This window comes from Terribacillus saccharophilus (assembly GCF_002272075.1).
Classification (GTDB): Bacteria; Bacillota; Bacilli; order Bacillales; family Amphibacillaceae; genus Terribacillus; species Terribacillus saccharophilus_A.
Genome location: NZ_NPBJ01000003.1, coordinates 1 through 25,884 on the forward strand (window position 1 = coordinate 1; position 25,884 = coordinate 25,884).

Annotated in this window: 28 protein-coding genes, 2 pseudogenes and 1 riboswitch; of the genes and pseudogenes, 21 read left to right on the forward strand and 9 right to left on the reverse strand. The window is 42.5% G+C overall.

Annotated elements, in window-relative coordinates; genetic code table 11:
- The 6 genes and pseudogenes from CHH48_RS19870 to CHH48_RS00725 form a co-directional block, all read left to right on the forward strand.
- Nucleotides 1-717: pseudogene (locus tag CHH48_RS19870) on the forward strand (collagen-like triple helix repeat-containing protein); the annotation flags it as partial.
- Nucleotides 718-850: 133 nt separating this feature from the next.
- Complete coding sequence (locus CHH48_RS00705) at nt 851-2,644, forward strand: M3 family oligoendopeptidase (protein ID WP_095217452.1); 1,794 nt, start codon at nt 851-853, stop codon at nt 2,642-2,644.
- 119 nt (nt 2,645-2,763) lie between these two features.
- Nucleotides 2,764-3,609, forward strand: coding sequence for an ABC transporter ATP-binding protein (locus CHH48_RS00710; RefSeq protein ID WP_176466336.1), 846 nt, complete (start codon nt 2,764-2,766; stop codon nt 3,607-3,609).
- A complete protein-coding gene (locus CHH48_RS00715) occupies nt 3,606-4,340 on the forward strand; it encodes an ABC transporter permease (RefSeq protein WP_095217454.1) in 735 nt (244 codons plus the stop codon). The genes CHH48_RS00710 and CHH48_RS00715 overlap by 4 nt, the downstream gene beginning before the upstream one ends.
- A 4-nt stretch (nt 4,341-4,344) precedes the next feature.
- Nucleotides 4,345-5,490, forward strand: a complete 1,146-nt coding sequence (locus tag CHH48_RS00720) for a sensor histidine kinase (RefSeq protein ID WP_095217455.1) — start codon at nt 4,345-4,347, stop codon at nt 5,488-5,490.
- Nucleotides 5,465-6,073 (forward strand): response regulator transcription factor, encoded by a 609-nt coding sequence (locus tag CHH48_RS00725; RefSeq protein ID WP_095217456.1) that lies wholly within the window; start codon nt 5,465-5,467, stop codon nt 6,071-6,073. Before CHH48_RS00720 ends, CHH48_RS00725 begins: the two co-directional genes overlap by 26 nt.
- Nucleotides 6,074-6,109: 36 nt before the next feature.
- Here CHH48_RS00725 and CHH48_RS00730 read toward each other — a convergent pair whose 3' ends face one another.
- Entirely contained in the window at nt 6,110-7,483 is a 1,374-nt protein-coding gene (locus CHH48_RS00730) for a peptide MFS transporter (RefSeq protein WP_095217457.1), read from the reverse strand.
- A 208-nt stretch (nt 7,484-7,691) separates the two neighbouring features.
- Nucleotides 7,692-7,791: riboswitch (TPP riboswitch) on the forward strand.
- A gap of 85 nt (nt 7,792-7,876) precedes the next feature.
- On the opposite strand from CHH48_RS00730, the gene thiT reads away from it, so the two are divergent.
- Entirely contained in the window at nt 7,877-8,443 is a 567-nt protein-coding gene (gene thiT / locus CHH48_RS00735; RefSeq protein ID WP_095217458.1) for an energy-coupled thiamine transporter ThiT, read from the forward strand.
- Between the two features lie 36 nt (nt 8,444-8,479).
- Here thiT and CHH48_RS00740 read toward each other — a convergent pair whose 3' ends face one another.
- Nucleotides 8,480-8,830, reverse strand: coding sequence for a general stress protein (locus CHH48_RS00740; RefSeq protein ID WP_095217459.1), 351 nt, complete (start codon nt 8,828-8,830; stop codon nt 8,480-8,482).
- Between the two features lie 193 nt (nt 8,831-9,023).
- Between CHH48_RS00740 and CHH48_RS00745 the strand changes: the two genes are divergently transcribed.
- Together CHH48_RS00745 and CHH48_RS00750 are read left to right on the forward strand one after the other, a co-directional pair.
- Nucleotides 9,024-9,380: a hypothetical protein gene (locus tag CHH48_RS00745; protein ID WP_095217460.1), complete on the forward strand. Its 357-nt coding sequence runs from the start codon at nt 9,024-9,026 to the stop codon at nt 9,378-9,380.
- 139 nt (nt 9,381-9,519) lie between these two features.
- Nucleotides 9,520-10,011, forward strand: coding sequence for a class I SAM-dependent methyltransferase (locus tag CHH48_RS00750; protein ID WP_095217461.1), 492 nt, complete (start codon nt 9,520-9,522; stop codon nt 10,009-10,011).
- Nucleotides 10,012-10,043: 32 nt separating this feature from the next.
- Here the strand turns inward: CHH48_RS00750 and CHH48_RS00755 are convergent, their stop codons facing one another.
- Complete coding sequence (locus tag CHH48_RS00755) at nt 10,044-11,393, reverse strand: dihydrolipoyl dehydrogenase family protein (RefSeq protein WP_175075021.1); 1,350 nt, start codon at nt 11,391-11,393, stop codon at nt 10,044-10,046.
- 147 nt (nt 11,394-11,540) lie between these two features.
- On the opposite strand from CHH48_RS00755, the gene CHH48_RS00760 reads away from it, so the two are divergent.
- Together CHH48_RS00760 and CHH48_RS00765 are read left to right on the forward strand one after the other, a co-directional pair.
- The gene (locus CHH48_RS00760) at nt 11,541-11,951 is read left to right on the forward strand and encodes a YwpF family protein (RefSeq protein WP_095217463.1); all 411 of its coding nucleotides are present in this window, start codon (nt 11,541-11,543) and stop codon (nt 11,949-11,951) included.
- 88 nt (nt 11,952-12,039) lie between these two features.
- Nucleotides 12,040-13,404 (forward strand): TrkH family potassium uptake protein, encoded by a 1,365-nt coding sequence (locus tag CHH48_RS00765; RefSeq protein ID WP_095217464.1) that lies wholly within the window; start codon nt 12,040-12,042, stop codon nt 13,402-13,404.
- 43 nt (nt 13,405-13,447) lie between these two features.
- Here CHH48_RS00765 and CHH48_RS19995 read toward each other — a convergent pair.
- A pseudogene (locus CHH48_RS19995) lies at nt 13,448-13,525 on the reverse strand (YjcZ family sporulation protein); the annotation flags it as partial.
- A 391-nt stretch (nt 13,526-13,916) separates the two neighbouring features.
- Between CHH48_RS19995 and CHH48_RS00775 the strand changes: the two are divergent.
- Nucleotides 13,917-14,144 (forward strand): aspartyl-phosphate phosphatase Spo0E family protein, encoded by a 228-nt coding sequence (locus tag CHH48_RS00775; RefSeq protein ID WP_306452922.1) that lies wholly within the window; start codon nt 13,917-13,919, stop codon nt 14,142-14,144.
- A 32-nt stretch (nt 14,145-14,176) separates the two neighbouring features.
- Here CHH48_RS00775 and CHH48_RS00780 read toward each other — a convergent pair whose 3' ends face one another.
- A complete protein-coding gene (locus CHH48_RS00780) occupies nt 14,177-15,337 on the reverse strand; it encodes an aminotransferase A (protein ID WP_095217466.1) in 1,161 nt (386 codons plus the stop codon).
- Nucleotides 15,338-15,447: 110 nt separating this feature from the next.
- On the opposite strand from CHH48_RS00780, the gene CHH48_RS00785 reads away from it, so the two are divergent.
- Together CHH48_RS00785 and CHH48_RS00790 are read left to right on the forward strand one after the other, a co-directional pair.
- On the forward strand, nt 15,448-15,585 hold the full coding sequence (locus CHH48_RS00785) for an FbpB family small basic protein (RefSeq protein WP_095217467.1): 138 nt from the start codon (nt 15,448-15,450) through the stop codon (nt 15,583-15,585).
- A 119-nt stretch (nt 15,586-15,704) separates the two neighbouring features.
- Nucleotides 15,705-15,977 (forward strand): hypothetical protein, encoded by a 273-nt coding sequence (locus tag CHH48_RS00790; RefSeq protein ID WP_095217468.1) that lies wholly within the window; start codon nt 15,705-15,707, stop codon nt 15,975-15,977.
- An 11-nt stretch (nt 15,978-15,988) separates the two neighbouring features.
- Here the strand turns inward: CHH48_RS00790 and CHH48_RS00795 are convergent, their stop codons facing one another.
- The 3 genes from CHH48_RS00795 to trhA form a co-directional block, all read right to left on the reverse strand.
- Nucleotides 15,989-16,462, reverse strand: coding sequence for a YkyB family protein (locus CHH48_RS00795; RefSeq protein WP_095217469.1), 474 nt, complete (start codon nt 16,460-16,462; stop codon nt 15,989-15,991).
- An 86-nt stretch (nt 16,463-16,548) separates the two neighbouring features.
- Nucleotides 16,549-17,409 (reverse strand): metallophosphoesterase, encoded by an 861-nt coding sequence (locus tag CHH48_RS00800; RefSeq protein ID WP_176466337.1) that lies wholly within the window; start codon nt 17,407-17,409, stop codon nt 16,549-16,551.
- Between the two features lie 74 nt (nt 17,410-17,483).
- A complete protein-coding gene (gene trhA / locus CHH48_RS00805; protein WP_095217471.1) occupies nt 17,484-18,116 on the reverse strand; it encodes a PAQR family membrane homeostasis protein TrhA in 633 nt (210 codons plus the stop codon).
- A 212-nt stretch (nt 18,117-18,328) separates the two neighbouring features.
- On the opposite strand from trhA, the gene cbpB reads away from it, so the two are divergent.
- From cbpB to CHH48_RS00820, 3 genes are all read left to right on the forward strand, one after another.
- Nucleotides 18,329-18,802, forward strand: a complete 474-nt coding sequence (gene cbpB, locus CHH48_RS00810) for a cyclic-di-AMP-binding protein CbpB (protein ID WP_095217472.1) — start codon at nt 18,329-18,331, stop codon at nt 18,800-18,802.
- Nucleotides 18,803-18,904: 102 nt separating this feature from the next.
- Nucleotides 18,905-19,618, forward strand: a complete 714-nt coding sequence (dapD, locus tag CHH48_RS00815) for a 2,3,4,5-tetrahydropyridine-2,6-dicarboxylate N-acetyltransferase (protein WP_175073261.1) — start codon at nt 18,905-18,907, stop codon at nt 19,616-19,618.
- A gap of 59 nt (nt 19,619-19,677) precedes the next feature.
- Nucleotides 19,678-20,790: an N-acetyldiaminopimelate deacetylase gene (locus CHH48_RS00820; protein WP_095217473.1), complete on the forward strand. Its 1,113-nt coding sequence runs from the start codon at nt 19,678-19,680 to the stop codon at nt 20,788-20,790.
- 14 nt (nt 20,791-20,804) lie between these two features.
- Here the strand turns inward: CHH48_RS00820 and CHH48_RS00825 are convergent, their stop codons facing one another.
- Nucleotides 20,805-21,659 carry a mechanosensitive ion channel family protein gene (locus CHH48_RS00825; RefSeq protein WP_095217474.1) on the reverse strand — a complete coding sequence of 285 codons (855 nt, stop codon included), beginning with the start codon at nt 21,657-21,659 and terminating at the stop codon, nt 20,805-20,807.
- A 127-nt stretch (nt 21,660-21,786) separates the two neighbouring features.
- On the opposite strand from CHH48_RS00825, the gene CHH48_RS00830 reads away from it, so the two are divergent.
- The 4 genes from CHH48_RS00830 (at nt 21,787) to CHH48_RS00845 (ending at nt 25,877) form a co-directional block, all read left to right on the forward strand.
- On the forward strand, nt 21,787-22,335 hold the full coding sequence (locus CHH48_RS00830) for a peroxiredoxin (protein WP_095217475.1): 549 nt from the start codon (nt 21,787-21,789) through the stop codon (nt 22,333-22,335).
- Entirely contained in the window at nt 22,332-22,763 is a 432-nt protein-coding gene (locus CHH48_RS00835) for a TlpA family protein disulfide reductase (RefSeq protein ID WP_095217476.1), read from the forward strand. The genes CHH48_RS00830 and CHH48_RS00835 overlap by 4 nt, the downstream gene beginning before the upstream one ends.
- A 66-nt stretch (nt 22,764-22,829) precedes the next feature.
- Nucleotides 22,830-23,999: an alanyl-tRNA editing protein gene (locus CHH48_RS00840; protein ID WP_176466338.1), complete on the forward strand. Its 1,170-nt coding sequence runs from the start codon at nt 22,830-22,832 to the stop codon at nt 23,997-23,999.
- 123 nt (nt 24,000-24,122) lie between these two features.
- Entirely contained in the window at nt 24,123-25,877 is a 1,755-nt protein-coding gene (locus tag CHH48_RS00845) for an ABC transporter ATP-binding protein (RefSeq protein WP_095217478.1), read from the forward strand.
- Nucleotides 25,878-25,884: the final 7 nt, after the last annotated feature.

Below are 25,884 nucleotides of genomic sequence, written 5' to 3' on the forward strand. Positions count from 1 at the left end.
GGATTAACGGGCCCGACCGGAGCAGCCGGAATCACGGGCCCGACTGGAGCAGCAGGAGCAACCGGTCCAACCGGAGCAGCCGGAATTACAGGCCCAACCGGAGCAGCCGGAATCACGGGACCAACCGGAGTAGCGGGAATCACCGGTCCAACCGGAGCAGCCGGAATCACCGGTCCAACCGGAGCAGCCGGAATCACGGGACCAACCGGAGTAGCGGGAATCACCGGTCCAACTGGAGCAGCCGGAATCACAGGACCGACTGGTTTAACAGGATCAACGGGAATCACCGGAGCAACTGGAAATACAGGTAGCGCTTTGCCTTCTGTTAGCGCTCTTGCGGCAAACCAAGTGACGGCAACTCTTCCTTTACCCCTTAGTACAGATACAACAATAAATACAATTACACCAACAGTAGTGGCAGGTAACAACGAAAAACTGGATTCAATTGCACAGATTTCTGTTGTGACAACTGCCAACTGGTCAGTCTCTATCACAACTACATTGCGAAGAGGTGCAACTATTCTTGAACAGGTTATAATTACCAGAACTGGTCAAGGAGCAGGGACGCAGCGAATTCTTGTATCGAACACATTTGTAGACGTGGTTCCAACCACTGGAACCGCTACCTATACAATAAGTGTAAACGTGGTCCCAGTAGCAAATATCACATCCGCCTCAGTGGAAACTCGTAATCTGAATGGTACACGTTTTGTATAACAGTGAAAGGCCATAGCTAAGGTGCTATGGCCTTTTCCTTTTGAGAGTATTGCTGAAAAATATCGAACACTAAAACTTTTCAGTTAATATACCAAAGCGTATAATAGAAAGGTAGTTTCAAGGAGGTATACATATGACAAATAAGTACGGACAAACATGGGATCTGGATGCAATTTTCCCTGGTGGCAGTGACTCTTCTGCACTTGCGGAATTCGCTGAGAAAGCAGATCAAGCTTTAAATGATTGGAAACAGGCTCTAGAAGATTTTCAAGTACCTGATCAAGCTGAAGATACTTCTGGCTTGGTACGTATCGTTGAGAAGTGGGAAACATCTGCTAAACATGTATTCGAGGTTGTTGCATTCGTTGAGTGTCTGGTAGCACAGGATGTTACAGACAAAAAAGCAAAGCAATGGTCTGGGAAGAAAGATGAACTCATGGCTGCTTACAGCGGAACGCTTACGGGTGTGGATCAAGTCATCACACAAGTGCCGCAGCAGACATGGGAGCAGTTGCTGGAGCAGCCGGAATTGATCAATTATGCATTCGTTCTTGATGAACGCAAAAAAGAGGCTGCTGAGAAGCTTTCACCGAAACAAGAAGTATTGCTGAATGATTTGGCGATTGATGGCTACCACGGTTGGGGAGGCATGTATGATACGATTGTCGGCAGCATCCAGGTACCGTTGAAAATCGATGGGGAGGAGAAATCCTATTCTGTTGGTCAAGCTGCCAACAAATTAGATGCACCTGATCGCAAGGTAAGGCAGCATGTGTTTGCTAGAATGCAAGAGGCTTGGACAGAAAAAGAAGATTTTTTTGCAGAAACAATTAATCATCTAGCTGGATTCCGTCTTCAGACATACAAGCATCGTAAATGGGACAGTGTGCTGAAAGAGCCGCTGGCTTATAACCGTATGTCCCAAGAGACGCTGGATGCTATGTGGGGAGCTATTTCGGATGAGAAGGATTCATTCGTAAAATACCTGCAGCGAAAAGCGGAGATCCTTGGTCTGGAAAAATTGAGCTGGTATGATATCGATGCGCCGCTCTCCTCTGCGACAAAACATGTATCATACGACGAAGCTGCTGACTTCATTGTGAAGAATTTCCGGACATACAGTAGCCAAATGGCTGATTTCTCACAGCAAGCATTTGAAAAGCGATGGATTGAAGCGGAAGATCGTAATAGCAAACGCCCTGGCGGCTTTTGTACCAGTTTTCCAGAAAAGAAAGAAAGTCGTATTTTCATGACTTTCAGTGGAACAGCTTCAAATGTGTCAACGCTTGCGCATGAATTAGGTCATGCGTATCATAGCTACGCAATGAATGATGTAGAGCAGCTGAATCAGCAATATGCTATGAACGTAGCGGAAACAGCTTCCACATTGGCAGAATTAATAGTCTCCGATGCTGCAGTCAGAGAAGCTGCGACGAAGGATGAGAAAATCGCGTTGATCGAGGAAAAAATCCAACGTAGCATTGCTTTCTTCATGAATATCCATGCGAGATTCTTGTTCGAGACAAGATTCTATGAAGAACGCAAAAATGGACTCGTATCTGCTGCACGCTTGCGTGAGTTGATGGTCGATGCTCAGAAAGAAGCATATAATGACCAGCTAGATGAGTACGATCCGACATTTTGGGCGTCCAAGCTGCATTTCTACGCAACTGATGTACCGTTCTATAATTTCCCGTATACATTCGGATATTTGTTCAGCACAGGTATTTACGCAAAAGCAGCAGAAAATCCGGAAGACTTTGAACGTTCCTATAATGCTTTACTTGAGGATACTGGCCGCATGACGGTTGAGGACTTAGCGATGAAGCATTTACAGGAGGATTTGACCGATAAGGCATTCTGGCTTAAAGCTATCGAAGTTTGCAAGCAGGACATCGAGGAATTCTTGAGATTGACTGCAGAATAATTAAGGGAGACCACTCAATAGAGTGGTCTTTTTTTATGACAATTGTCATTCTTTTTCATGACATTACTTCCTTACTCCTTGTAATCTATCTTGTTATTCTGATAGCAGGAGGTGGGGTTATGCTAAGGATAAATCACGTTAGCAAATCATTTAAAGGACAGCAGGTGCTGAGAGATATTACTTTCCAAATAGCTGAGGGTGAGAGCATTCTCCTGCTAGGTGCGAATGGGGCGGGTAAGTCTACTTTGCTAAAAATAGTTTTACAAATGCTGAAACAAGATCGAGGAAGTATGGAATGGAAAGGCAAAAAGCCTCATATTGGGTATGTACCACAAGCACCTTCTATGATTGGAAATTTAACAGTCTATCAGTTCGCTTCGTATGTGCTTTCTTTGCATGGCAAAAGAGTACAGGTCCTTACAGTTTTACAGGATGCAGGACTGGAACCGAAAAAAAAGGTACTGACAGGGAATTTAAGTACCGGTCAGATGAAACGTCTATTATTCCAGCTTGCTGTTGCAGTTAAGCCAAAGCTGCTAATCATGGATGAACCAACAGCCGGTATGGATTTGGAAGCTAAACGGCAATTTCGCAAGCGGTTGTTAGACGTACGTGCAGAAGGAATCAGTGTTTTAGTAACGACACATATTCTGTTAGAAGCAGAAGAGCTTGCCGATCGATTATTATATCTGGAGGATGGAGTTATAAAAGTCGACCGTCCAATTGAGGATATAATGCTGGATAGAAAGTCAATAAGCTTCCGAACCGATTTCAAGTATAAAGGTTTTTTACTCTCTATGGGATATACACAGCAGGAAGGCTTATACCAAAAGCTGACGGAAGACGCGGATAAAGAACTGCAGTTGCTAATCCAGCATAATATCAAATTTACGCAGCTTGAGATAAAAGGTGATACTCTTGAGCAGTATGTTGAGGGACTGGAAAGAGAGGAAGTTGGCACATGAAATCTATTGTTGTAACAGTGGGGATGGAACTCCAAAGAATGATAAAAGATAGATACTTTCTATGTTTCTCTTTACTAATGCCTTTCATTTTTTATATCCTATTTACTTACATTAATAGAGGTGCGGCTGTCGACGGAATTGAATTTGATTATTATTTTCTCATTTCCATGACCTGTTACAGTTTAGTAGTAACTTCTGTGCAAACATTTGGTATTCAAATAATGTATGATCGCATGCAAACTTGGATGGACTATTTGTTTACCCACCCTCTTACGCCATCACAGTATTTCATTTCTCGTATTATCACGCAGCTTTTGCTGAACACACTCATTGTTTCTTTGTTTTTCCTTGTTGTAAATGCATGGAAACAATTTGATCGCCCCTTGGAAGAATGGATAATGACTAGTTTATGGCTGCTTGCTGGATCGATTCTATTTCTAACAATCGGAATCTTGATTGCTCAGTCTAGAAAGGTTGAGACTGCATCTGTGACCGCCAATATAGTAGTGTTAGGACTAGCTATTTTAGGAGGTCTCTGGATGCCGCTGCAAACATTTCCGAACTGGGTGCAAATGATTGGTGAATGGCTGCCATCATACTTGTTTGCACGGGGTGCTTGGACTATAGCCTCAGGAGAGGGTATTGAAATTTTCAATATTATAATTCTTACCTGTTATTTTTTGGTATTATTTATAGGTGCAATGATTTTACAGTATAGGCAAAGGAGCTGACTACGTGAAGAAATTCCGCCTGTTTCCGGAAGAAGATGGCTATATACCTCATCTTTGGCTTGCCTATTACTACTTCACTTTACTGTATTTGATTGGAGAGCAAGGTTTTCGATTCTGGATCCCTCTCTTAGTAATGGTTGTCATCTTTTTCTGTTATAGGGAAATTTATTGGAGGCCAGAACGGACTTTTTCTTCAGCAATTGTCTTAACCATACTAGTAGCATATTTAATTTTTTTTATCGAACAGGATTTTTTCTATTTGCTCTTATATGCGATTAATATGCTTTATGCAGTGAAAAGTCCAGCTAAGTTCTGGACTGGTTATTTAATTGTTAATGCTGTTACAGGCATCATGCTGCTTACGGATATATATGGGATTCATGATTGGACATGGGGATATATTTCTCCCGGTATCCTGATCAGTCTCATTACACCAGCAGTTTGGAAAGTACAAGAAAAGTGGTACCGCAAATGGGAGGCAGTAAATGAGGAGCTTGCTGACACAAAAAAGCAAGTGGAGGAATTAATAAAAGAGCGAGAACGGGACAGAATTGCACGTGATCTGCATGATACAGTAGGACAGACGTTATCAACGATCTCAGTGAAAAGTGATATATCGAAGAAGCTTTTATACAAGAATCAAGAGCGGGCAGAACAGGAATTAGATGATATCCAGCAGTTATCTCGATCCCTGCTTCAAGAAATGCGGGAAATCGTGAGCGATTTGCGTTTTGTATCTTTGCAGGAGGAAGTGGAAGCAGCGCAGCTTAGATTAAAAGAAGCTGGTATTGCTCCTGAATTAGAACAGCAAATTTCTTCGATAGAAGACAGTTCAAAGGAAACAATGATTGCCTATATACTCAAAGAAGCTGTCACAAATGTCATTCGTCATAGTAACGCTACCGTTTGTAAAATCCGAGTTATACAATCTAATAACTATCTGCATTTACAGGTGGAGGACAATGGCGGCTATGATAATATGCTGTCACAAGACGGAAACGGCTTAGATGGAATTAGAAAAAGAGTCAGTCTAATGAAGGGGGAAGCCCATTTTCATAAGCGGATAAATGGCGGCTTGCACTTGATAGTAAAAGTTCCTATGCAAACCGAAGGAGGAAATAGTAATGATTCGTTTGCTGTTGGCGGATGATCAGAATATGCTTCGAGGTGCCATGGCGGCGATGCTCGATCTTGAAGAAGATTTCGTTGTCATCAAACAAGCTGCCAATGGTGAGGAAGTATTGCAAGCACTTCAAACGCAAACTTTCGATTTACTAATCCTCGATATTGAAATGCCTAAATATGATGGCTTGGAAGTGGTCAAGCAAATGCGGCAAAACAGCCGTAAAGAGAAGATGCTGCTGCTTACTACCTTTTCTACGGCTGCTTATGTTAAAGAAGCTATGAAAATGAAGGTTGAGGGTTATTTGCTAAAGGATACGCCAAGTGAGCAACTGGCTCATGCAGTGAGGGATATTGTGTATCACGGACGCACGGTAATTAGTCCAGAGATAACGTATCAATTTGTACAAGGCGTTGATAACCCGCTAAGTGAACGAGAAATGAAAATCCTTTCTCTTGCGGAAAAAGGCTTCTCAACAAAACAAATAGCAGCTGAACTGTTTTTGTCACCAGGCACCATCCGGAACTATTTTTCGGAACTTCTGGATAAGCTGGGAGCACAGAACCGTTCACAAGCAGTCTACATAGCGAAAGAGAAGGAATACATATAAAAAACACAGCTCCCGTAAGGAACTGTGCTTTTAGGTTTAGTCTCGTGCATCCAGCATGGATTGCAGTTTCTTGGAAACAGCTAGCAGGATTAGACCTACTACGATAGCGACTGCACCGATTATACTGAAAATCTCTACATAACCGAGTGATTCTGTCAATGCAGCAAGCTGTCCAGCGATAAGGCTGGCAATACCAGTTGCGGCCATCCAGACACCCATCAATAGAGAAGCAATTTTCACTGGTGCTACTCGGCTTACCATCGATAGACCAACAGGTGATAAACATAGTTCACCTAATGTGTGGAACAGGTAGGTGAAGACGATGAATAGAATATTAGCTCTATGAACAATATCTCCTTCGTCACTGCCTGTATATAGTACTGCTGGAACTAAGATCATAAATCCTAATCCTAATAGAATCATACCCATGGACATTTTTGTCGTTGTCCGAAAATCTCCGCGTTTTGATTTACTCAATTTCAGCCAAATAGCAGAAATGATTGGTGCAAGGATGACAATGAACAGTGGGTTCACTGATTGGAACCAGGAAACTGGTATAGTGTAACCGCCAATGTTTCGATCAATAAAATCTCTCGTATATAGTGTTAGGGAAGTACCTGCTTGTTCGAAGCCAGCCCAGAAGAAAATGATGAATACAGCTAAAATTAATACTGCACCTGTACGTTTCTTGTCAGCAGCAGTCATTTTGGCTGGAACGCCATCAGCAGAAATATTAGATCGCGCAGGTTTTGTTCCGATATCACCTAAATATTTCTTACCCAAAGTGCTGAAGATCAATTGGCCGATGACCATACCAATGGAAGATGCCAAGAAGGCCCATTTGAAGCCAAAGTGTTCGATACCGGCAGCATCAGTCGTATGGAAAAGATCCTCTGCAAGAAATCCTGCAATTAGAGGAGAGAAGAATGCACCGATGTTGATGCCCATGTAGAAGATGGTGAATGCAGCATCTTTACGTTTATCCATCGGGTGATACAACTCACCAACATGTGTTGAGATATTCGGTTTGAAGAACCCGTTACCAAGTATGAGGAACAACATACCGATGTATAATCCCCACTGATTGTTGAATAGGAATATTGTGAAATCTCCGATCGCCATCGTTACGCCACCAATAGTGATAGCAGTACGCAGGCCGATATACTTGTCAGTCAAGTAACCACCGATAATTGGTGTGAAGTAGATAATTCCTGTGTACAAACCATAAATTATTGCGGCTTGTTGCGTATTCATTCCTAATCCACCGCTAATAGCTGCAGCAGTTAAGTAAAGCATCAGTACAGCACGCATGCCATAGTAGCTATATCTTTCCCACATTTCTGTGAAGAAGAGAAGATACAATCCCTTTGGATGCTTCTTCCCTTGTGGGATTGTAGCTGGTGTATCCATTTTGAATCCTCCCTTTTTTAGAACATTGTCCATTATACGTCATAGTTTTTCTCGAATTCAAACAATTTCGTTAGATGAAGTAAAAGTAATAAAATTGCTAAAATTAGCACTTGGGTAATATTTCATCTAGTGGAAATATTAATATTTCTTGCTAGCGCTATCAATTTTCTATATAATGGATAGACAACAGAAAACAAAACGGTACAAATAAGCCTGCAGGGGGAGCCATTTTGGCTGAGATGGACATATGTCCAGACCCTTCGAACCTGTGAGTTAGCACTCGCGTAGGGATGTAGCTTCTTTGATGGGGAAACAATGCACTTTGGGCCATCGGAAGAGATCCCTCTGCAGCATTGTTTTTTTGTTGCATTCTTTTATTAGGGGAGAAAAAATATGCAATCAAGAAGCAAGGTTTTATTTTTAGTAGAGGTGGCAATATTTGCCGCACTCGCATTCGTACTGGACTTATTCTCATTCAAAGCATGGGCGCAGGGAGGCAGTATCTCCTTGCAAATGGTTCCGATATTCTTAATGGCATTTCGCTGGGGGTGGAAAGGCGGACTTACAACAGGGTTAGTTGTAGGATTGCTGCAGTTAGTCACCGGCCCTTATATAATACATGTTGTCCAAGGTTTTTTAGATTATCCTTTGGCCTTCACTTTAGTTGGACTGGCAGCTGTAACAGCTGGTCCAGCGCGTAAAGCGGCAAAAGAAAATAACCGAACTAAGCTTATTGGGTTCTTAATCATCGGAACATTGATTGGCAGTATCGGGCGGTTCGCTGCGCATTTTGTAGGAGGAATGGTCTTTTTCGGATCTGCAGCTGCTCCTGGACAAACGGTTTGGGCATACTCGCTTATATATAATGGCTCCTACTTGCTGCCAAGCTTTATAGCCAGCATTATTGTTATTCTGATTTTGGTTTTGGCTCAACCGAAACTTATCTTACCAAAGAAATAAAAAAAGGCACTGTCTCATTGGACAGTGCCTTTCCATTTAGATTAGCAAGCCTTCGACGTTGTCTGTTTCTGTGACAATCAAGAAGATTTTCCCTTCATCGAGATCCTCTTCAAAATCCTCAGCTTCTTCCTGAGAAAAACCGATTTCCTTCAATTTCGCACGTAGTTCATCACCTTGTTTACTGAACATGCTGCCTACAGCACTTTTAGCTCCCATCTCGGATAATCCAATCGTATTGGCATCCACTTTACTGGATACACGTTTCGTTCTGTCATCATCATGTGACAATACATAGATGTTATCTTTGTTTACGCCTTTTGTGCTTAAAAGTTGAATGTCTTCTTGCAGCTTTTCATCGTTTGTGTACTCTTTTAAATATGGTTTCATGTTGAATTCTCCTTTTTAAGCTAATTTGATGTACTAAATATCTACCCGCTGGCTAGAAAATAAAACCAACAATAATAGTTACAAAAATTCAATATAGTATGACTATTTATCTGAAAATCGGCATACAGACGCTGTGTGTTGTGATAAACTGAATGTAAATTGAGGTTTCCAGTCCGGGTGAGGAGGAAACAATATGGCAGATATTATTGATATGGATCAAGTTAAAACTAAGAAATGTTTATGTCAGGTCGCCAAAATGAAAGGCATCGAATACGAAATCTATCTTACTGTCGTTAAATATATAGATAAACATACGGAGAATGTACTTCCTGAATATGCTTTCAAAACGACAGCTTCTGATTTGTCTGAAATATATAATGGTAATCGCGAGCTATTTTTGAGAAGTTATTATGAATTGCTGCGTTATTGGGATATCCCGCTGGTTGATGCAGAGAATCCTGCTAATATGGAATTTGAACGCTTTCCGAAAATAGGAGATCTATGTTACTTTATTGACCGCAAAATTCAAACGGGCAAATATACGAGTTGAAAGGACAGCTGAATGGATCAGCTGTCCTTTTTAGATTCAGGATAGAAAATGTTAATGCGTGAGAGCATAGGGAAGATACGTTTAGCTTTCGCATTGGGAGGGCAATACAGAACTAATTGATTCAAAAGGAGAGAGTTGTATGGCGAATAAAACAACAGAAGTTTCCGCAGCAGAAGTGGTGGGGCTGTTGGAAATAGAAGGCGGAGAAAAAGTGATAGTCTTTGGTGCTGGAAATGGGGAACTGGTTATTCCTATCGCACATAAAACAAAAGATCGCGTCACAGCCCTGGAGAAAGACGAAACTTTATTAGAAGAATTAGCCCTTCGTGCAGAGGAGGAAACGCTGGCGAATATCGACCGGATGCCTAGCGGATTAGGCAGGCTGAATTTCCCCGACGCATCCTTCCAACGAGGTCTTGCAGCATTTGTGTTGGATAATACAGATGACCCCGAGCTTGCAGCACAGGAAATGTACAGAGTTACAATTGAAAAGGGTATTATGGTAGCTCTCGGCTACAGCAGAGATCACAGCGCGGATCTGCTTGCAGATAAATTGACTAAGGCTGGATTCGAAGTGACGCAAGGAGACTTTAATGAAGAAGTATATTATGTAAAAGCATATAAAGCATAAGAAAACCGCCAGATATGGCGGTTTTTTCTTGTTCACTGAAGCATGCTAGGAATATCGCTATCCGCTGTCGGATAAGCCCAAAGCAAAGACTGCAGTATTTTAACTGGTGCTTCCATTTCAATTGCCAATGTAAAGACATTAATTAAATGTTCAGCATGAGCTGCATACAAATGCGCACCGACAATAGTTTGTTTTTCTTTATTCAAAATGATTTTGCTGTATCCTTCTTCCAGTCTTGTCGTCTTATTTGTGAAGAAAGAGCTCAAATCTTGTTCGATGACAGAATACTTGTCCTGAGATTTTAGAGCTTCGTCTGCTGATACACCAACTGAAGCAATTCCAGGAATAGTATAAACAACGGAAGGCTGAATATGATTGAAATCATCCTGCTGTTTCCCTTCCAGCATGTGATTAATAACACGGCTTCCGGATTCTGTAGCCAGCGGTGTAAGGGGGAGCTTCCCATCATCAGCACAATCTCCTGCAGCGTAAATATGAGGTGCTGATATACTTTGCTGATTTTTATCTACCTTAATACCCTTCTTGCTATAAGAAATGGATGTCTGATCCAGACCCATATCTTGGACATTTGGTGCTCTGCCAGCACCGTGAATGACGATATCAGCAGATAGCTGTTCTATGTTGTTTTCAGAACGGATGGAAACGGTGAATGCATTCCCTTGCTGTTCTACAGCTTCCAGCTCCGTATTCGTTCTAATATCGATGCCAAGTTTTTTACTGTAGTCGACCAAATGATTGACGACATCCTCATCAAATCCTTCCAGAGGACGTTCTCCACGATGAATAATGGTTACTTTTCGATTAAAACGGACAGCAATATGTGCAAATTCAAAACTGATATATCCTCCACCGATTAGCACCAATTCCTGAGGTAAATCATCGAGCTCAAAAAAAGCATCACTTGAAATGAGATTTTCGTATCCATCTATCGGCAGTTTAGTGGGGGAAGCCCCTGAAGCGATTAGAATATACGCAGCTTGAAGTCTTTCTCCGTTAACCTCTATTGTATGATCATCAATAAATTGTGCGTGTCCTTGGTACACCTCGATGCCGTCATTTTCGAATTCTTCGACAGTCGATTCGGGAATAGGTTTCGTGAATGTCTCCTTATGTTCGCGTAGCTTGCTCCAATCTAGCTGTGCATCTCCAGTCAAACCAAAACCCTTCATCCGCTCAAAAGCATCCTGGATTTTAACTGTTTCAATCAGTACTTTCTTTGGATCACATCCCCATTGAGGGCATGTACCTCCAAATGGTTTATCATCAATAACGGCTACAGTCCAACCCTTTTTTCTAGCTGCTGAAGCCGTGCTGTGACCACTTACGCCAGAGCCTATTACGATTAAATCCAGTTTATGCATAAATATCATCCTTCCTGGCAATATCCTAACTCTGTACCCTGGCACTATGCACAGAAAACATCCTATACACAATACATACGGATCGGAAAAGTTCTGATAAGATAGAGAAAAAGACTTAATTGGACATGTTAAAAGGAGAGGTTATTTGTGAAAACATTTAAACTGGTAGAGCTGACTTTATATCCGACAGATCAAGTGTCATTAAATGAGAAAGAAATGAAACTGTCAGAGGGGTTAATCATCAATAAAGAAGAAGATAACGAATGGGTGCTGGAAGCGGTTCTCGGCAAAGCAGATTTGGAAAGCGTACAAGAAATATCTGAAGACCGAAAAGTACTGCTTGCCCAAGTGCGAATCACAAAACCAGAAAACCGTCCGGCAATGTTCCTTGTTCAAGTACAGGAAGTGAATGATTTAGGTGATGAAGGGAATGTAATCATGAAGGGCACGCTTGCAAGGGAAGAAAAATCGGAACTGTTCGCTTCAATAAAAAGAATGCGTCAAGAAGGAATGGAAGAGGAAGAGATTTTGACCAGCGGAGCCGGAACCACGGAGTGAGTGCGCTTGAAAAAGAGAGCTATTCTCCAATATGCCTGCTATAATAGACTACATTTGAAACGAAACGTACTTTTAAAGGAGCACTTGTATGCGTACCTATGACCCGCGTTGGCGATGGCTCAATAACATTTCGCCAACCAGATTGATCATCTTGTTTTATTTAGCTGCTGTGGTTATTTCTACGTGCTTATTGGCATTGCCAGTGGCACATAAAGAAGGAACTGATATATCCTTCGTAGATGTATTATTTACGGCTGTCAGCGCCATTAGCGTTACAGGACTTGCTTCTGTTCCGATTAATGAATATTTCAACACGACTGGCATCATTTTTATAGCCTTCACGATGCAGTTGGGCGGAATTGGCGTCATGACACTAGGGACGTTTGTGTGGCTGCTGTTTGGTAAGAAAATTGGTTTCAAGGAACGGAGACTGATCATGGTTGATCAGAATCAAGTATCGTTTCGCGGAGCAGTTTATCTTATGCGACAAATTCTGGTTGTTGTCTTGTCGATAGAACTGATTGGATTCCTTGTCCTAGGTACTTATTATCTGCAATATTTCCCTACAGCGGGTGAAGCTTATTTTCAAGGTTTATTTGCTTCAATTAGCGCGACGACCAACGGCGGCTTTGATATAACTGGACAGTCACTTATTCCTTTTCGACATGATTATTTCGTGCAATTCATACATATGCTGCTCATAGTTCTAGGAGCAATCGGTTTTCCGGTTCTGATTGAGGTGAAGCAGTATATCTTTGCTTCTAAGGATGAGCGCACTTTTATCCGATTTTCTTTATTCGCTAAGCTAACAACAATTACTTTTATGGTACTTATTTTTGCTGGTGCAATCATTATTGCATTGCTTGATTCCAGGAATTTCTTTGTAGGGAAATCCTGGCACGAGATACTATTTTACTCCCTTTTCCAATCGGTGACGACTCGAAGTGGGGGACTTGCAACAATGGACATTGCGCAGCTGACAGAACAAAACCAGCTGTTCATGTCTGCACTAATGTTTGTCGGAGCTTCTCCTAGCAGTGCCGGAGGAGGTATCCGTACTACCACCTTGGCATTGGTTGTTATTGCGCTTTACCACTTTGCCAGAGGGAACAAGCAAATTACTGTCCTGCGGCGGGAAATTCACCCGGAAGATCTTTTCAAGGCAATTAATGTGACGATCTTCGGCATGATTTTAGTATTCACCTCAGCTGTGATTCTTGCCTCCATTGAGCCATTTTCGCTGACTGAAATACTATTTGAAGTATGCAGTGCGTTCGGGACGGTCGGCCTAAGTCTCGGCATTACACCGGAGCTGAGTGATACAAGTAAGATTGTTTTGATGTTACTCATGTTTCTTGGGCGTGTCGGTATTCTGACGTTCTTGTATTCCTTGCAGCGAAATTCACAGACAGCTAACTTCCACTATCCTAAAGAGCGAATCATTATTGGTTAAAAAAAAGACGGCATCCGCTTAGGATGCCGTCTTTTTTTTGGTATTAGCAGTAGAACGCTGCACCAACAATAATCAACAAGATGAAAAGTACTACGATCAAAGCAAAGCCATTGCCGCAACCATTGCCGCCGCCGCCGTAGCCGCCTTTGTTGTCACAACCACACTCGTAACCTCCGCCTCCGCCGCCGAAACCGCCGAAGCCACCGTATCCGTAACCCATTCTGTTTCACCTCCTAAAGCTTACACCTTACTATATGGCGCAGAGCTAGAAGGGGTATAGTCGTTAGCCCATTTTCCAATACTATTTCCATCGCGTATTATTGTTCTGTAAAAAGGACGACTGTTGCCTTTATGAATAAAGTTCTAATTTCGTTCCGTCGTCTTTTGACGAATGATAGGAAAGAAGGAGGAAGCTTGTCAGTTACTTATGTAAAAAGTGTGAAAAGTGCTTGTTAAACTTTACTTTCATTCGATCTTTTGGCATGATAAGTTATGGAAAAGATTTGTAACTAATGAGGGATAATGGTGATCAAATGATATTGCCTGAACACGCCAGATATTGTCTGCAGCACTCAAACAAACTAATCAATCTTAATAGGCTGACGCAGCAGATCGAGGTACTGCGTGAGCAGATGGCAGAAGTAGCATTTGAGAAAGGTTTTACAAGCAGTGAATCCATTGCTAAAAGCCAGGAATTGGACAAGCTGCTAAATTTATATGAAGCAAAAAGAAAGATATAAAAAAGGACAGGTACCCCGACCTGTCCTTTTTCTTATAGCAACTTATTAGAAGTTAGGAAACGTTCCAGTCGATCCATGCCTTCTTGGAGCAGCTCCATATTGTACGCATATGAAAGCCGCATATACCCTTCTCCAAGATAAGAGAATGCGTCTCCTGGTACGATAGCAAGACCTGCTTTCTCCACTAGTGCCAAACCAAGTTCCAATGACGTCATTTCCTTGATCGGGAATTTCGGGAAAATATAGAAAGCCCCATTTGGTTTCTCAACAGTCAATCCCATGTTTTTCAATCGCTCCAAGCAGTAGTCCCTGCGTGCACGATATGCTTCGCGCATGTTGACTGGATCGTCCAAACCACTCGTCAGTGCTTCAATTGCAGCATACTGGCTGACAGAAGTTGCGCAAGTAGCGTTGTATTGATGAACTTTGAGCATATGCGTGCTCAGCCATGCGGGTGCCAAAGTAAATCCGATTCGCCAGCCGGTCATGGAATGGGATTTACTCAAGCCGTTAATAATGATCGTCTTATCTCTAACCTGTGGGAAACTGGCAATCGATATATGTGTCTCATCGTACGTCAACTCACTGTAGATCTCGTCTGATAATATGAATATTTCCTTGTCAGCTAAAAAGTCCGCAATCTCTTCCAAGTCATCATATGTAAGTGTTACTCCAGTCGGGTTGGATGGATACGGCAGGATGACACATTTCGTCTTTGGTGTAATGTATTGTTTCAATATGGAAGCCGTCAATTTAAATCCATTTCCGGTTGTATCTGCCAGAACAGGCTTTCCTCCCGCCAGCGAAATAAGCGGTTCATAACCAGGATAAACTGGACCGGGTAAAATTACTTCATCTTCTGGCTGCAGAATAGTCCGCAGCGTGATATCAATAGCTTGTGATGCTCCAACTGTGACGATGATTTCTTCTGCCGGACGGTATGGTGGAGCGTATTTTGTGTAAAATTCACTGATTGCCTGACGTAAAGGCATTAAACCAGCATTTGGTGTATACGTCGTCTTGTCAGAACGGATAGCATCGATTCCTGCTTCCTTGACATGAAGCGGAGTAGGGAAGTCAGGCTGTCCAATCGTCAGACTGATCATATCCTCTTTATCTGCAACAAGATTGTAAAAGCGGCGAATGCCGGAGATTTGTATGTTTGTAACGCGTGGATTGATAAGATGTTCCATCTGAGATCCTCCATTGTCATACTTTCTTAACATAATGTTCAAACAATTTTGATTATAACGTGATAGTATTGGGAATAGCTAAAGGAAAATATATAGGGAGGCTAATAATTATGAGACCCCGCAAGCTTTCTTTAGAAGAATTGATCACGCAAAACAAAAATGAGTTATTACAGGATGATCAGGCAATGCTTAAGATTGAAGAGTCGCTCGATGATAGATATGGCATTCCGGCTGATCATATGGAATAACGATTGATACATTATAACATAGTGTGAGAATACAAAGGAATCCCGGCCGCTAAAGGGATTCTTTTTTTGTTTAGGTGCTTTATTTTTAGTCGAAACTATTGAGAGGAGGTATGGCGTTGATGATTTTACCTATAATGAGTCTGTTGGGCATTCTATCTGTATTTGCAGTTATATTCTTCAGTATCAGATGGCTCGTAAGAAAGCAGTGGTACTATTTTTTATCTGTATTATGTGCGCATGTGGTATTGGATTATTTACATCGTATCGGTTGGCTGCAGTGGGAATCTTTAGAAGGAAATCTCCTCCTGGTAATGACCTTGGTTTGCAGTGTGCTTATCTTATTTAGATTATTTACTATTGTAGCGGAAAAGAAGAAAAAGTGTACAGCGTAGGGGTCAGTCCCTTAGCTGCGACGCTTTTTCTTTTCTGGCCAGGTGAACTGACCAAGTGAGGATGGAGTATAATATGCCGATCTGCTCACAGGTGTCTGCTGTTTTGGTTTGGTATCCTGCTGAGGTAAATCCAAATAGCTGGAAAGGATCCGCTTTGCTTGAGAAAGGGAGAGGTTTGGCCTCGGGTTCCGAAAGGTCTTGTCCAATTCTCCAAGATGCGGCAGTGTTTTGAAATCTTCCTTTGCAGCCGGGATATGAAAGTAATAGTCTGCTATTTGTACCAGCATGGTAGAGTGCTGCCTGCTGAGTTTAGGGTGTTCCGAGAAATGCAGGCCAATTTTCTTTGCTTTGTTCTGTTCCAGCAGTTTTGCTACTGTTTGTTTCTTTAATTGATATAAGTGGCTTGGATCAGAAGCTGTTTTTGCGTGCCGATTGACAACGAACAACGCTTTTGCTATATCCTCTAATGTCCAGTTCACTTTCATGCGATTAAACCTCCTATTGTAGGAATTGACCCTATCGGAGAATGGTACTATAGTACAGAAAAGCTGTACGCTTGGCAAGCTCTTTCTTATTTAAGCTCGACATGCTTTGGTCCATGCTGCAGGGTAAGTATTGATATTTCTGGCGGACATGCAAAACGAATTGGCATCCTGGTCGTGCCGACACCTCTTGAGACGAAGACATGCAAGGGTCGTGAACCGACTTCATAATGACTATCCACATATCGTCTGCCATATGGAGGTACAATCACTTCGCCGTAAAAAGGAATTCGCACCTGGCCGCCATGCGAGTGGCCGGATAATTGAACGTCAACAGGTAAATGTCTGACATTCTCAGCTAAATCCGGTTCATGTGCCAACAGGATGGTAAAGGAATCTTCATCGCTATGACGAGTCGCTGCATGCAGGTTCGGTGTACTTCGGATGACATCATCAATGCCAGCCAGAACGATATGTTCCTGTCCGCGTTTTAGGAATGTAGCTGTGTTGTGCAGGGCAGTGAATCCTCCAGCTTTCATATACTTCGCAACAATTGCTTCACTTTCGTCACGATAATCATGGTTGCCATATATCCAGTACTTTCCGAATGGAGCCTGAAGTGTCGTTAAGCAATCGACAATCTCTTGCTTCCATTTCAGTCGGATCGGACGATCGGCAAAATCGCCAGTAAATACAATGACGTCTGCTTGCTGTTCTTGAATATGACGTACTAAACGTTTAAGCTTCCTAATGGAATAATGATAACCTAAATGCAAATCACTGAACTGAACAATTTTCAGTCCATGGAAAGATTTCGGTAGCCTTTCACTAGTAAGTGTATATGACTTAGTCACCAGTTTTGCTGGTTCTATATGTCGTGCATACATATATCCAAGGCCAGCTGCGGCAACAATAGTTCCCGCAGCAGCTGAAATCCAATTCTTATTCATAACAATCATGCACCTTCTTTTATCCGTAATAAAGGCACTCTTCCCCAATACAATGGAGAGAATGCCTTTTTTAATTAGATGATGAACAGGATGGCGAAGAAATGGAACGCCGAGCCTGCCAGCACGAACAAATGCCATACAACGTGATGGTAGGGAATCTTTCGCCAAACATAGAACACAGCACCAATTGTATAGAAAAGGCCGCCAATAGCCAAATAAAGAATCGTCTGATGCGGCAGCGCCGCCAGCATTGGTTCCCATACTAGGACGATCATCCAGCCCATCAATAGATAGAAGACTGTAGACATGATCAAGAATTTCTTGACAAAGAAAATCTTAAAGATGATTCCTCCAAGTGCAATGCCCCAAACGATGCTAAAAATGGTCCAACCGAGTGAGCTTCTGAGGCCGATCAGCAGTAAGGGTGTATAGGTACCAGCGATGAAAAGATAGATAGCTGCGTGATCGATAATCTGGAAAATATCCTTCACTTTTCCCTCGGGCAAGGCGTGGACGATAGTCGAAGAGAGATACATGAGCAGCATCGTTGTTCCATAAATCGTAACAGAGACGATGATCCATGGATCCTTCGTAAAGCTGGCCAAGACTACCGCAACAACAAGCGCTGCGATACTCAGTAAAGCACCGAACCCATGCGTGATGGAGTGAGCTGCTTCTTCTTTTTTCGTGAAAATATAAGTTTCCAATTATTTACCTCATTTCTGCTTTGTTTCAGTATAATGCTTTTTCTAGCTTTTCACCATAAAAACAGAGTCAATCCTGGAAATATTTTATGGTGCAGATGCCCAAATGTGACACATTGCGGACGTTGTCGAAATTGGTAGCCTGCAGTGGGTTGTGGTAAACTGGTATAGGTGATTGACCTCCTTCTATTGCCGCTGACAAAAGGAGAGATCGAATGGCAAAATTAGAGTTGCAGGAACTCACTGGAATAACGGTAGAGGACTTGATGATCGAGTCTGAAAAAGTTGCTCATGTTCAATTGAATAACCCGTTGGAGCACGCTTTGCTCGTGCTTGTTAAATCAGGTTATTCGGTCATTCCCGTACTTGATCATACGTATAGACTGCAGGGCATGATATCGAAGACAGCAATCCTGAATGAAGTTCTCGGTATGGAGAGATTCGAGATGGAGAAGCTTTCTGAAATTAAAGTGTCGGAAACGATGCTGCCAGATGTACCCGTATTGAAAAAGTCGGATTCGTTTCTAACAGCATTGAAAGCTGTGGTGAACCACGCTTTTCTTTGTGTGCTTGATGAGGAAGGATACTTCGAGGGCATCCTGACTCGAAGGGCGATTCTCAAAAAAATGAACAGGTACTTGCATGAACAAGTGCATTACCATCCAACCGGCGATAAGACCAATGTCTGATGACGTGTTTCCGGCGAACAGCCAGATGGCCGAAAAAGCTTGTTGATTAGTAAAACTTTTGATAAAGTAATTCCATACGTTGTTACATAGGAGGCAAAAACCGTGAAAATGATGGACGCAAATGAAATCATCTCTTTCATTTCGAATAGTAAAAAATCTACACCAGTTAAAGTATATGTAAAAGGAAAAGGCCTGGACACGCTAGCTTACCCAGAAAGCGTAAAAGCTTTCCCTGAAGCGAACACAGCAGTTCTATTCGGCGAATGGAGCGAGTTGGAAGGTTTCTTGACAGATACAGAAGCAATTGAGGATTATGTCATCGAGAATGACCGCCGAAACTCTGCGATTCCTCTATTAGACTTGAAGGGAATCAATGCCCGCATCGAGCCAGGAGTTGTCATCCGTGACCAAGTGGAAATCGGCGATGGAGCTGTTATCATGATGGGGGCTTCCATCAACATTGGTTCTGTTATCGGTGAAGGTACAATGATCGATATGAACGTCGTGATGGGCGGACGAGCAACTGTTGGTAAAAACTGCCACATCGGAGCTGGTACTGTCTTGGCAGGTGTTATCGAACCACCTTCTGCAAAACCAGTTGTCATCGAAGATGATGTTGTCATCGGTGCTAACGTTGTTGTATTGGAAGGCGTTACAGTAGGTAAAGGAGCGGTTGTTGCTGCTGGCGCAATCGTGACAGAAGATGTAGCTCCAAATACACTTGTTGGCGGAACACCAGCACGTGTATTGAAAGAAATCGATGACCAGACGAAAGCAAAAACAGAGATTCGTCAGGAACTTCGTAAATTGAACTAACAAGGAAAAAGGAGCAGCTGCTGCTCCTTTTTTTATTATCAAATAAAGCAGGTGATTGCATGGAAGATACATTGATACAGATCAGACGGGATTTGCATCGTATACCCGAACTTGGATTCCAGGAAGAAAAGACACAGGCATATTTACTGGATTACATCGGCGAACTTCCTCAGGAATATTTAGAAATAAAAACTTGGCGGACTGGTATTGTCGTGAGAGTCACCGGATCTGTCGGATCAAAAACGATCGCATATCGTACTGATATCGATGGATTGCCGATTACGGAAGCCACCGGACTGCTATATCAATCTGAGCACAACGGCCGTATGCATGCCTGTGGGCACGATCTGCATATGACAATTGCTTTAGGAGCATTGACTGCTTGTGCTAAAGATCAGCCTGCACAAAACGTCGTATTTATTTTTCAGCCTGCAGAGGAAGGTCCGGGAGGAGCTCTGCCGCTTATACAAAGCGGCATTTTGAAAGAGTGGTGGCCGGATGAAATATTCGCTCTTCACATTGCTCCTGAGCTGCCAGTTGGTACTGTTTCCTCCAGAACGGGATTGTTATTCGCTAATACAAGTGAGCTTTTCCTTGACTTCAAAGGGAAAGGCGGACATGCTGCATATCCGCATTTGACGAAAGATATGGTTGTGGCGGCTAGTACTTTTGTAACGAATATGCAGGGGATAGTAGCGCGTAATTTGGATCCACTGCAAAGTGCCGTCATAACAATCGGGAAGATGGAAAGTGGATTTGTGCAGAACACAATCGCTGAGACTGCTCGCTTGGAAGGAACAATCAGAACGATGGATCCGGAAGCTATTGCCCTGGTGAAGCAGCATATCGAGCAGCAGGCAAGAGGACTGGAGATCAGCCATAATTGTCAGATTGAGATAGATTATGGTTCGAATTATTACCAGGTGTATAACGACGGAACCAAGGTGGAAGCATTCCGAGAAGTTATAGCAAAAACTTCCTTGACGTATAAGGAAGCTCCGCCGGCAATGACTGGGGAGGATTTTGGCTATATGTTGAAGGAAATTCCCGGATTTATGTTTTGGTTAGGAGTCGATTCACCTTATGGATTGCATCATAGTAAGTTGCAGCCTGATGAAAAGGCATTGGGACATGGAGTCGAAGCTGTTTTAGCTTATATAAATCATGCATAAGAAAAGCGCAAAGCTTATGGCTTTGCGCTTTCTTCTTTTCGCTGCATAAAAACTTGATGCGGATAAGGAATTTCAATACCTTCTCTATCGAAGGCTTCCTTGATTGCCTTTTTCATATCGCGTTCTGCTCCGTATTGTTCCATATTGGCTGTGTGACCAATGATTCGCAAGGTGATTTCAGATGCTCCCAGTTCCTGTACGCCAATCACATCTGGTCCTTCGCGGAAACGTTCATCCTGCTGGAAAGTATTACATATATCCTGCAGAACCTTGAGAGCATGATCAATATCATCCTCATAGCTGATGCCGATATCAACCATAGCGCGCATGTTTCCGCGAGAGTGGTTGCTTATTCCGTTGATATTACGGTTCGGAATGAAATTCAACGTACCATCGAAGCTTCTCACCTGTGTCGTCCGTAACCCTACTTCCTCTACAACACCATTGTAGCCAGATGTGGTAATCACATCACCAACTTCAATTTGACGCTCCAAAAGGATGAAGAATCCAGTCACGATATCACTCACCAAACCTTGGGCACCGAAACCGATGGCAAGTCCGATTATCCCAGCTCCTGCAATCAATGGGCCGATTTGAATGTCGAACACACCAAATATCATGACAATGAGGAGGAAAATCAAGGTATACCCATATGTATTGATAAGCAGTTTTTCTAATGTCATCATTCTGCTTGTAGAAATACGCTGTTTGGAACTTGCTTTGCTTAAGCTCGTAGAGATCAGTTTTTTTCCGACAGCTCGTAAAACGAAATAACCGATAATGATTAGCAGCAGCTGCAGACCGATTGACACGGATTTTTCGATTAAGCCATCGTAGTTGAATTGTAGTCCGTCTGTTAGAAAGTTCATACCATGTCTCCTTTTACAATTTTCTGCTCCTAGGTGAGTTCCCGGAATAGTCAAAGATGAAACGCTCTGTAACACATGCTGCTTCTATGCATATAGTGACACAGGTATAAATGAAGGGGGAGAGCCCATGATCGGAAGTGTTGCACCTCAGTTCGAGCTGCCAGCTGTCATGCCGGATGGTAAGACGGCAACCATCAGCTTGAAACAGTTTGATACGAAGAAATGGCTGGTGCTCTTTTTTTATCCTCGTGATTTCAGTACAGTTTGTCCTACTGAATTGAATGATTTAGCAGATCAAATTAATACAGTACGTGAATTGGATGCAGAAGTAGTTGCAATTTCTACAGATAGTCTCATGTCTCACGCTGCATGGCAAAAATTACCTCGGGAGCAGAATGGTATTCAGCATATCACCTATCCATTAGCTTCGGATTTTACAGGTGACGTGTCACAAGCTTACGGTGTGCTGGATGGGAAAAGCTATACTTCTGTACGAGCTACGATTATCGTCAATCCGGAAGGCCAGATTTGTTATTATTTAATGCATGCTGATTTGGTAGGGAGAGAGACATCAGAATTGCTGCGTGTATTGGAGGCTCTTCAAACAGGAGAAGCCTGTGGTGTGAATTGGCAGCCTGGTGATGAAGTACTTGAGAGGGAGGATGTTCCATTATGATGCCACAACTACCAGATGCAATTGACCAGCAGACATCAAATTGGCTTTATCCACCTCAGCAAATTGCCGGCGGTCGGCCAGTAATCATTTACTTTTGGTCTATTAGCTGTTCAGTCTGTAAAGATAAAATGCCTGTTTTTCTGGATTTTGCAAAACATGAAGGCCAGTTTTTTGACATTCTATTAGTTCATGTTCCTCGCTCAACATCGGATCTAGATATTGAAACGATACATGACTATTTGCTTCCAAAGAATATAGATCTGCCTGTCTATCTCGATCAAAGACATCAGATGAAGAATACATTCAGAGTACAAAAGCTGCCTTGCATTGTCTTGCTGGACAGAAAAGGCAGAGTTCGACATTTACAGTCTGGCGGTAATTTTACGACTATGCTGACAAATCAGCTAGATGCGCTAAGATACAGTTAAGCAGACTTTCTACTTATAAGTGATTCATGGTAAGCTTGCTCTATCAGAACATAAAGGATGATCGATATGAGCAAGCTACTATACAGAGAAGACGCATTTTGTGAGAAGTGGGAAACGGAAGTTGACAATACATATGAAAAAGATGGCCTCTATTATGTATCACTGAAAGAAACAGCTTTTTACCCTGGTGGAGGCGGGCAGCCAGCAGATCGAGGTACAATAGCCGATTTGGAAGTTAAAGCTATAGAAAGCAAGGATGCTGTACCATACTACGGTTTGGAGTCCCGCATCAAAGGAAAGGTCGAATGCCGGATAGAATGGGATTATCGCTTTGATTTAATGCAGCAGCATACTGGACAGCATCTACTTTCTGCTGCTTTTCGTCTCGTTTTAGATCGACCAACGATTGGATTTCATTTAGGACAGGAAGCTGTGACAATTGATGTATCTGGTGACAAACTGACAGAAGCTGAACTGCAATTGACAGAACAAAAGGTGAATGAACTAATCTATGATAACCGTCAGATTTCCAGCTACTATGTGACAGCTGCACAGCTAGCCGAACTGCCTGTTGTCAAGCAGCCGTCTGTAACAGAAGACGTTAGAATAGTTGAAATTGATGGAGTGGAATACAATCCTTGTGGTGGTACACATGTCTTATCTACTGGACAAATAGGATTGATCAAAATCCTTAAAACAGAAAAACAAAAGCAGGGACAGCGTGTTTATTTCCTATGCGGCAAGCGCGCTTTAGAAACTACTAGGAATATGTTTAGCATTGTGGAGAAAGCTGCAGACCAATTCCAAACAAATAGCCAGGAAGTTCTCGACAGAATTCAGAAGCAAGCAGCTGATTTGCAAGCCGCTGTCAAAAGAGCGGAAGAGTTGGAAGCAAGACTTGAAGAATTGGAATTGCAAGAGCTCATACAAACAGAAACCCCTATTGTAGCCCGTTCTTATGAAGGGAAAAACGTTAAAGCATTACAGCGTATGGCAGCAAAACTGCTCGAAGCAGGCAAGGAGTTTGTTATACTGTCAGATGCAGGGGAGCGGAAGCTGGTATTAACTCACCAACTTAATGAATTCCATAGCGGGAATCTATTCCGTACATCCCTATCCGAATTCGGAGGTAAGGGTGGCGGAAGTGCTCAGATGGCACAAGCTAGTTTTCAACAGACAGAGGATTTAGAACGATATGTACGATTCCTGCAAGAGCATTATCGAAGCATCGTGTAAACGATGCTTTTTTTATTTAACATAAATTCAAACTTTTTTAAATAATCGTTAATTTAAGCTGGTAAATTAGTTCGGAACCCGATATATTAGAACATGCGACTAATCTTGGAGGGGGAGAAGGGTTTGCATATATTCAGAAAATTGAAGGAGTTTTATTGGCCATACCGGCGCAACTTCTACTTATCGCTTCTATTCATCGCCATTGTGACAGCTATTACGGTTGTCTATCCAATCATATTGCAAATTACGATTGATGACGTAGTTCTGGGTAATCAGTACAATCTTATTCCGATTATCTCAGCTGGATTCGCCTTATTAATGATTATTAAAGGGATTGCCAATTTCCTGCAGCAGTATCTGGGAGATTTATTCGGAGTTCAAACTGTTTTCCGGATGCGGAACAGTCTATACCAGAAGCTGCAGAGACTGAGCTTTACGTATTATGATAATGCACGCACTGGAGATCTGATGTCCAGACTGACCGCAGATGTAGAGGGGATCCGTTTTTTTCTGTCGGCAGGAGTAGGACAATTCCTGCGCGTTGTTTTGTTGATCGTGATTAGCCTTGCTGTAATGTTCGCTTATTCCATTCCTCTTGCACTTGTTACGATGATTTCTATGCCGTTTTTAGCTGTAGTTGTCTATCGTTTCGACCGGCGTGTGCATCCTGCTTTCCGTAATATTAGAACTTCCCTTGGTGTGCTTAATACTCGGGTGCAGGAAAATATCAGCGGAATGAATACAGTCAAATCCTTATCACGTGAGGATTTTGAGATTGATCGATTCACAGATAATAATTCCACCTACCGTGATAACTATATTTTCACATCCAAGGTGTGGGCAAAGTTTTTCCCGCTCATGGAATTGATCGGCAATATTTGTATGGTAGTTCTCATCTCTTATGGAGGGTATCTTGTGATTTCTGGGCAGCTTGAATTAGGCGCTCTTGTCGCATTCTTCAGTCTTGTCTCCTATATCCTCGGACCGCTCGCGAATCTTGGCTTCATTATCAATATGTTCTCTCAAGCGAAGGCTTCAGGGGAAAGGCTGCTGGAAGTTCTAGAAGCAAGAGAGGATATTAAACAGCTGGAACAGCCGATCGGCACGAGTCAGATCAGCGGTCATGTAACGTTTGATAGCGTTTCACTTCAATATGCCAAGGATGATGATATGGCTCTGAAGGATATCAGCTTCGATGCACCGCCAGGAAAAATCATTGGTCTCGTGGGTGGAACTGGATCAGGAAAGACGAGTATAGCCCAGTTGATGACACGTTTTTATGAACCAACATCAGGCGAAATCTACATAGACGGTAAGCCTGTACAGGATTATGACCTAAGAACGCTTAGACAGCACATCGGCTTCGTCTTACAAGAGGCGTTCCTCTTCTCGACAACAATTAAGGAGAATATTGCATATGGGAATCCGGATAATGTCAGCTTTGAGCAGATAGTGGATGCAGCCAAACGTGCGCAAGCCCATAACTTTATCATGGAATTACCTGATCAGTACGACACACTGCTTGGTGAACGGGGAATGGGTCTATCTGGAGGTCAGAAGCAGCGAATCGCAATTGCACGGGCACTGCTCATTGATCCAAGCATCTTGATTTTAGATGATGCGACGAGTGCCGTTGATATGCAGACAGAAGTGCAGATACAAAAAGCACTGAAAGAAGTAATGAAAAATCGTACAACGTTCATTATTGCGCACCGTATATCATCTGTTAAGCATGCTGATGAGATTCTTGTTTTGGATGATGGAGAAATTGCTGAACGAGGGACACACGATTTCTTGCTGCGAAACGGCGGCTTATACCAGCGTATTTACGATATTCAGTATCAAGATCAAAAGGCAATTATGCGCTCAGCGCAGTAAGGAGGGG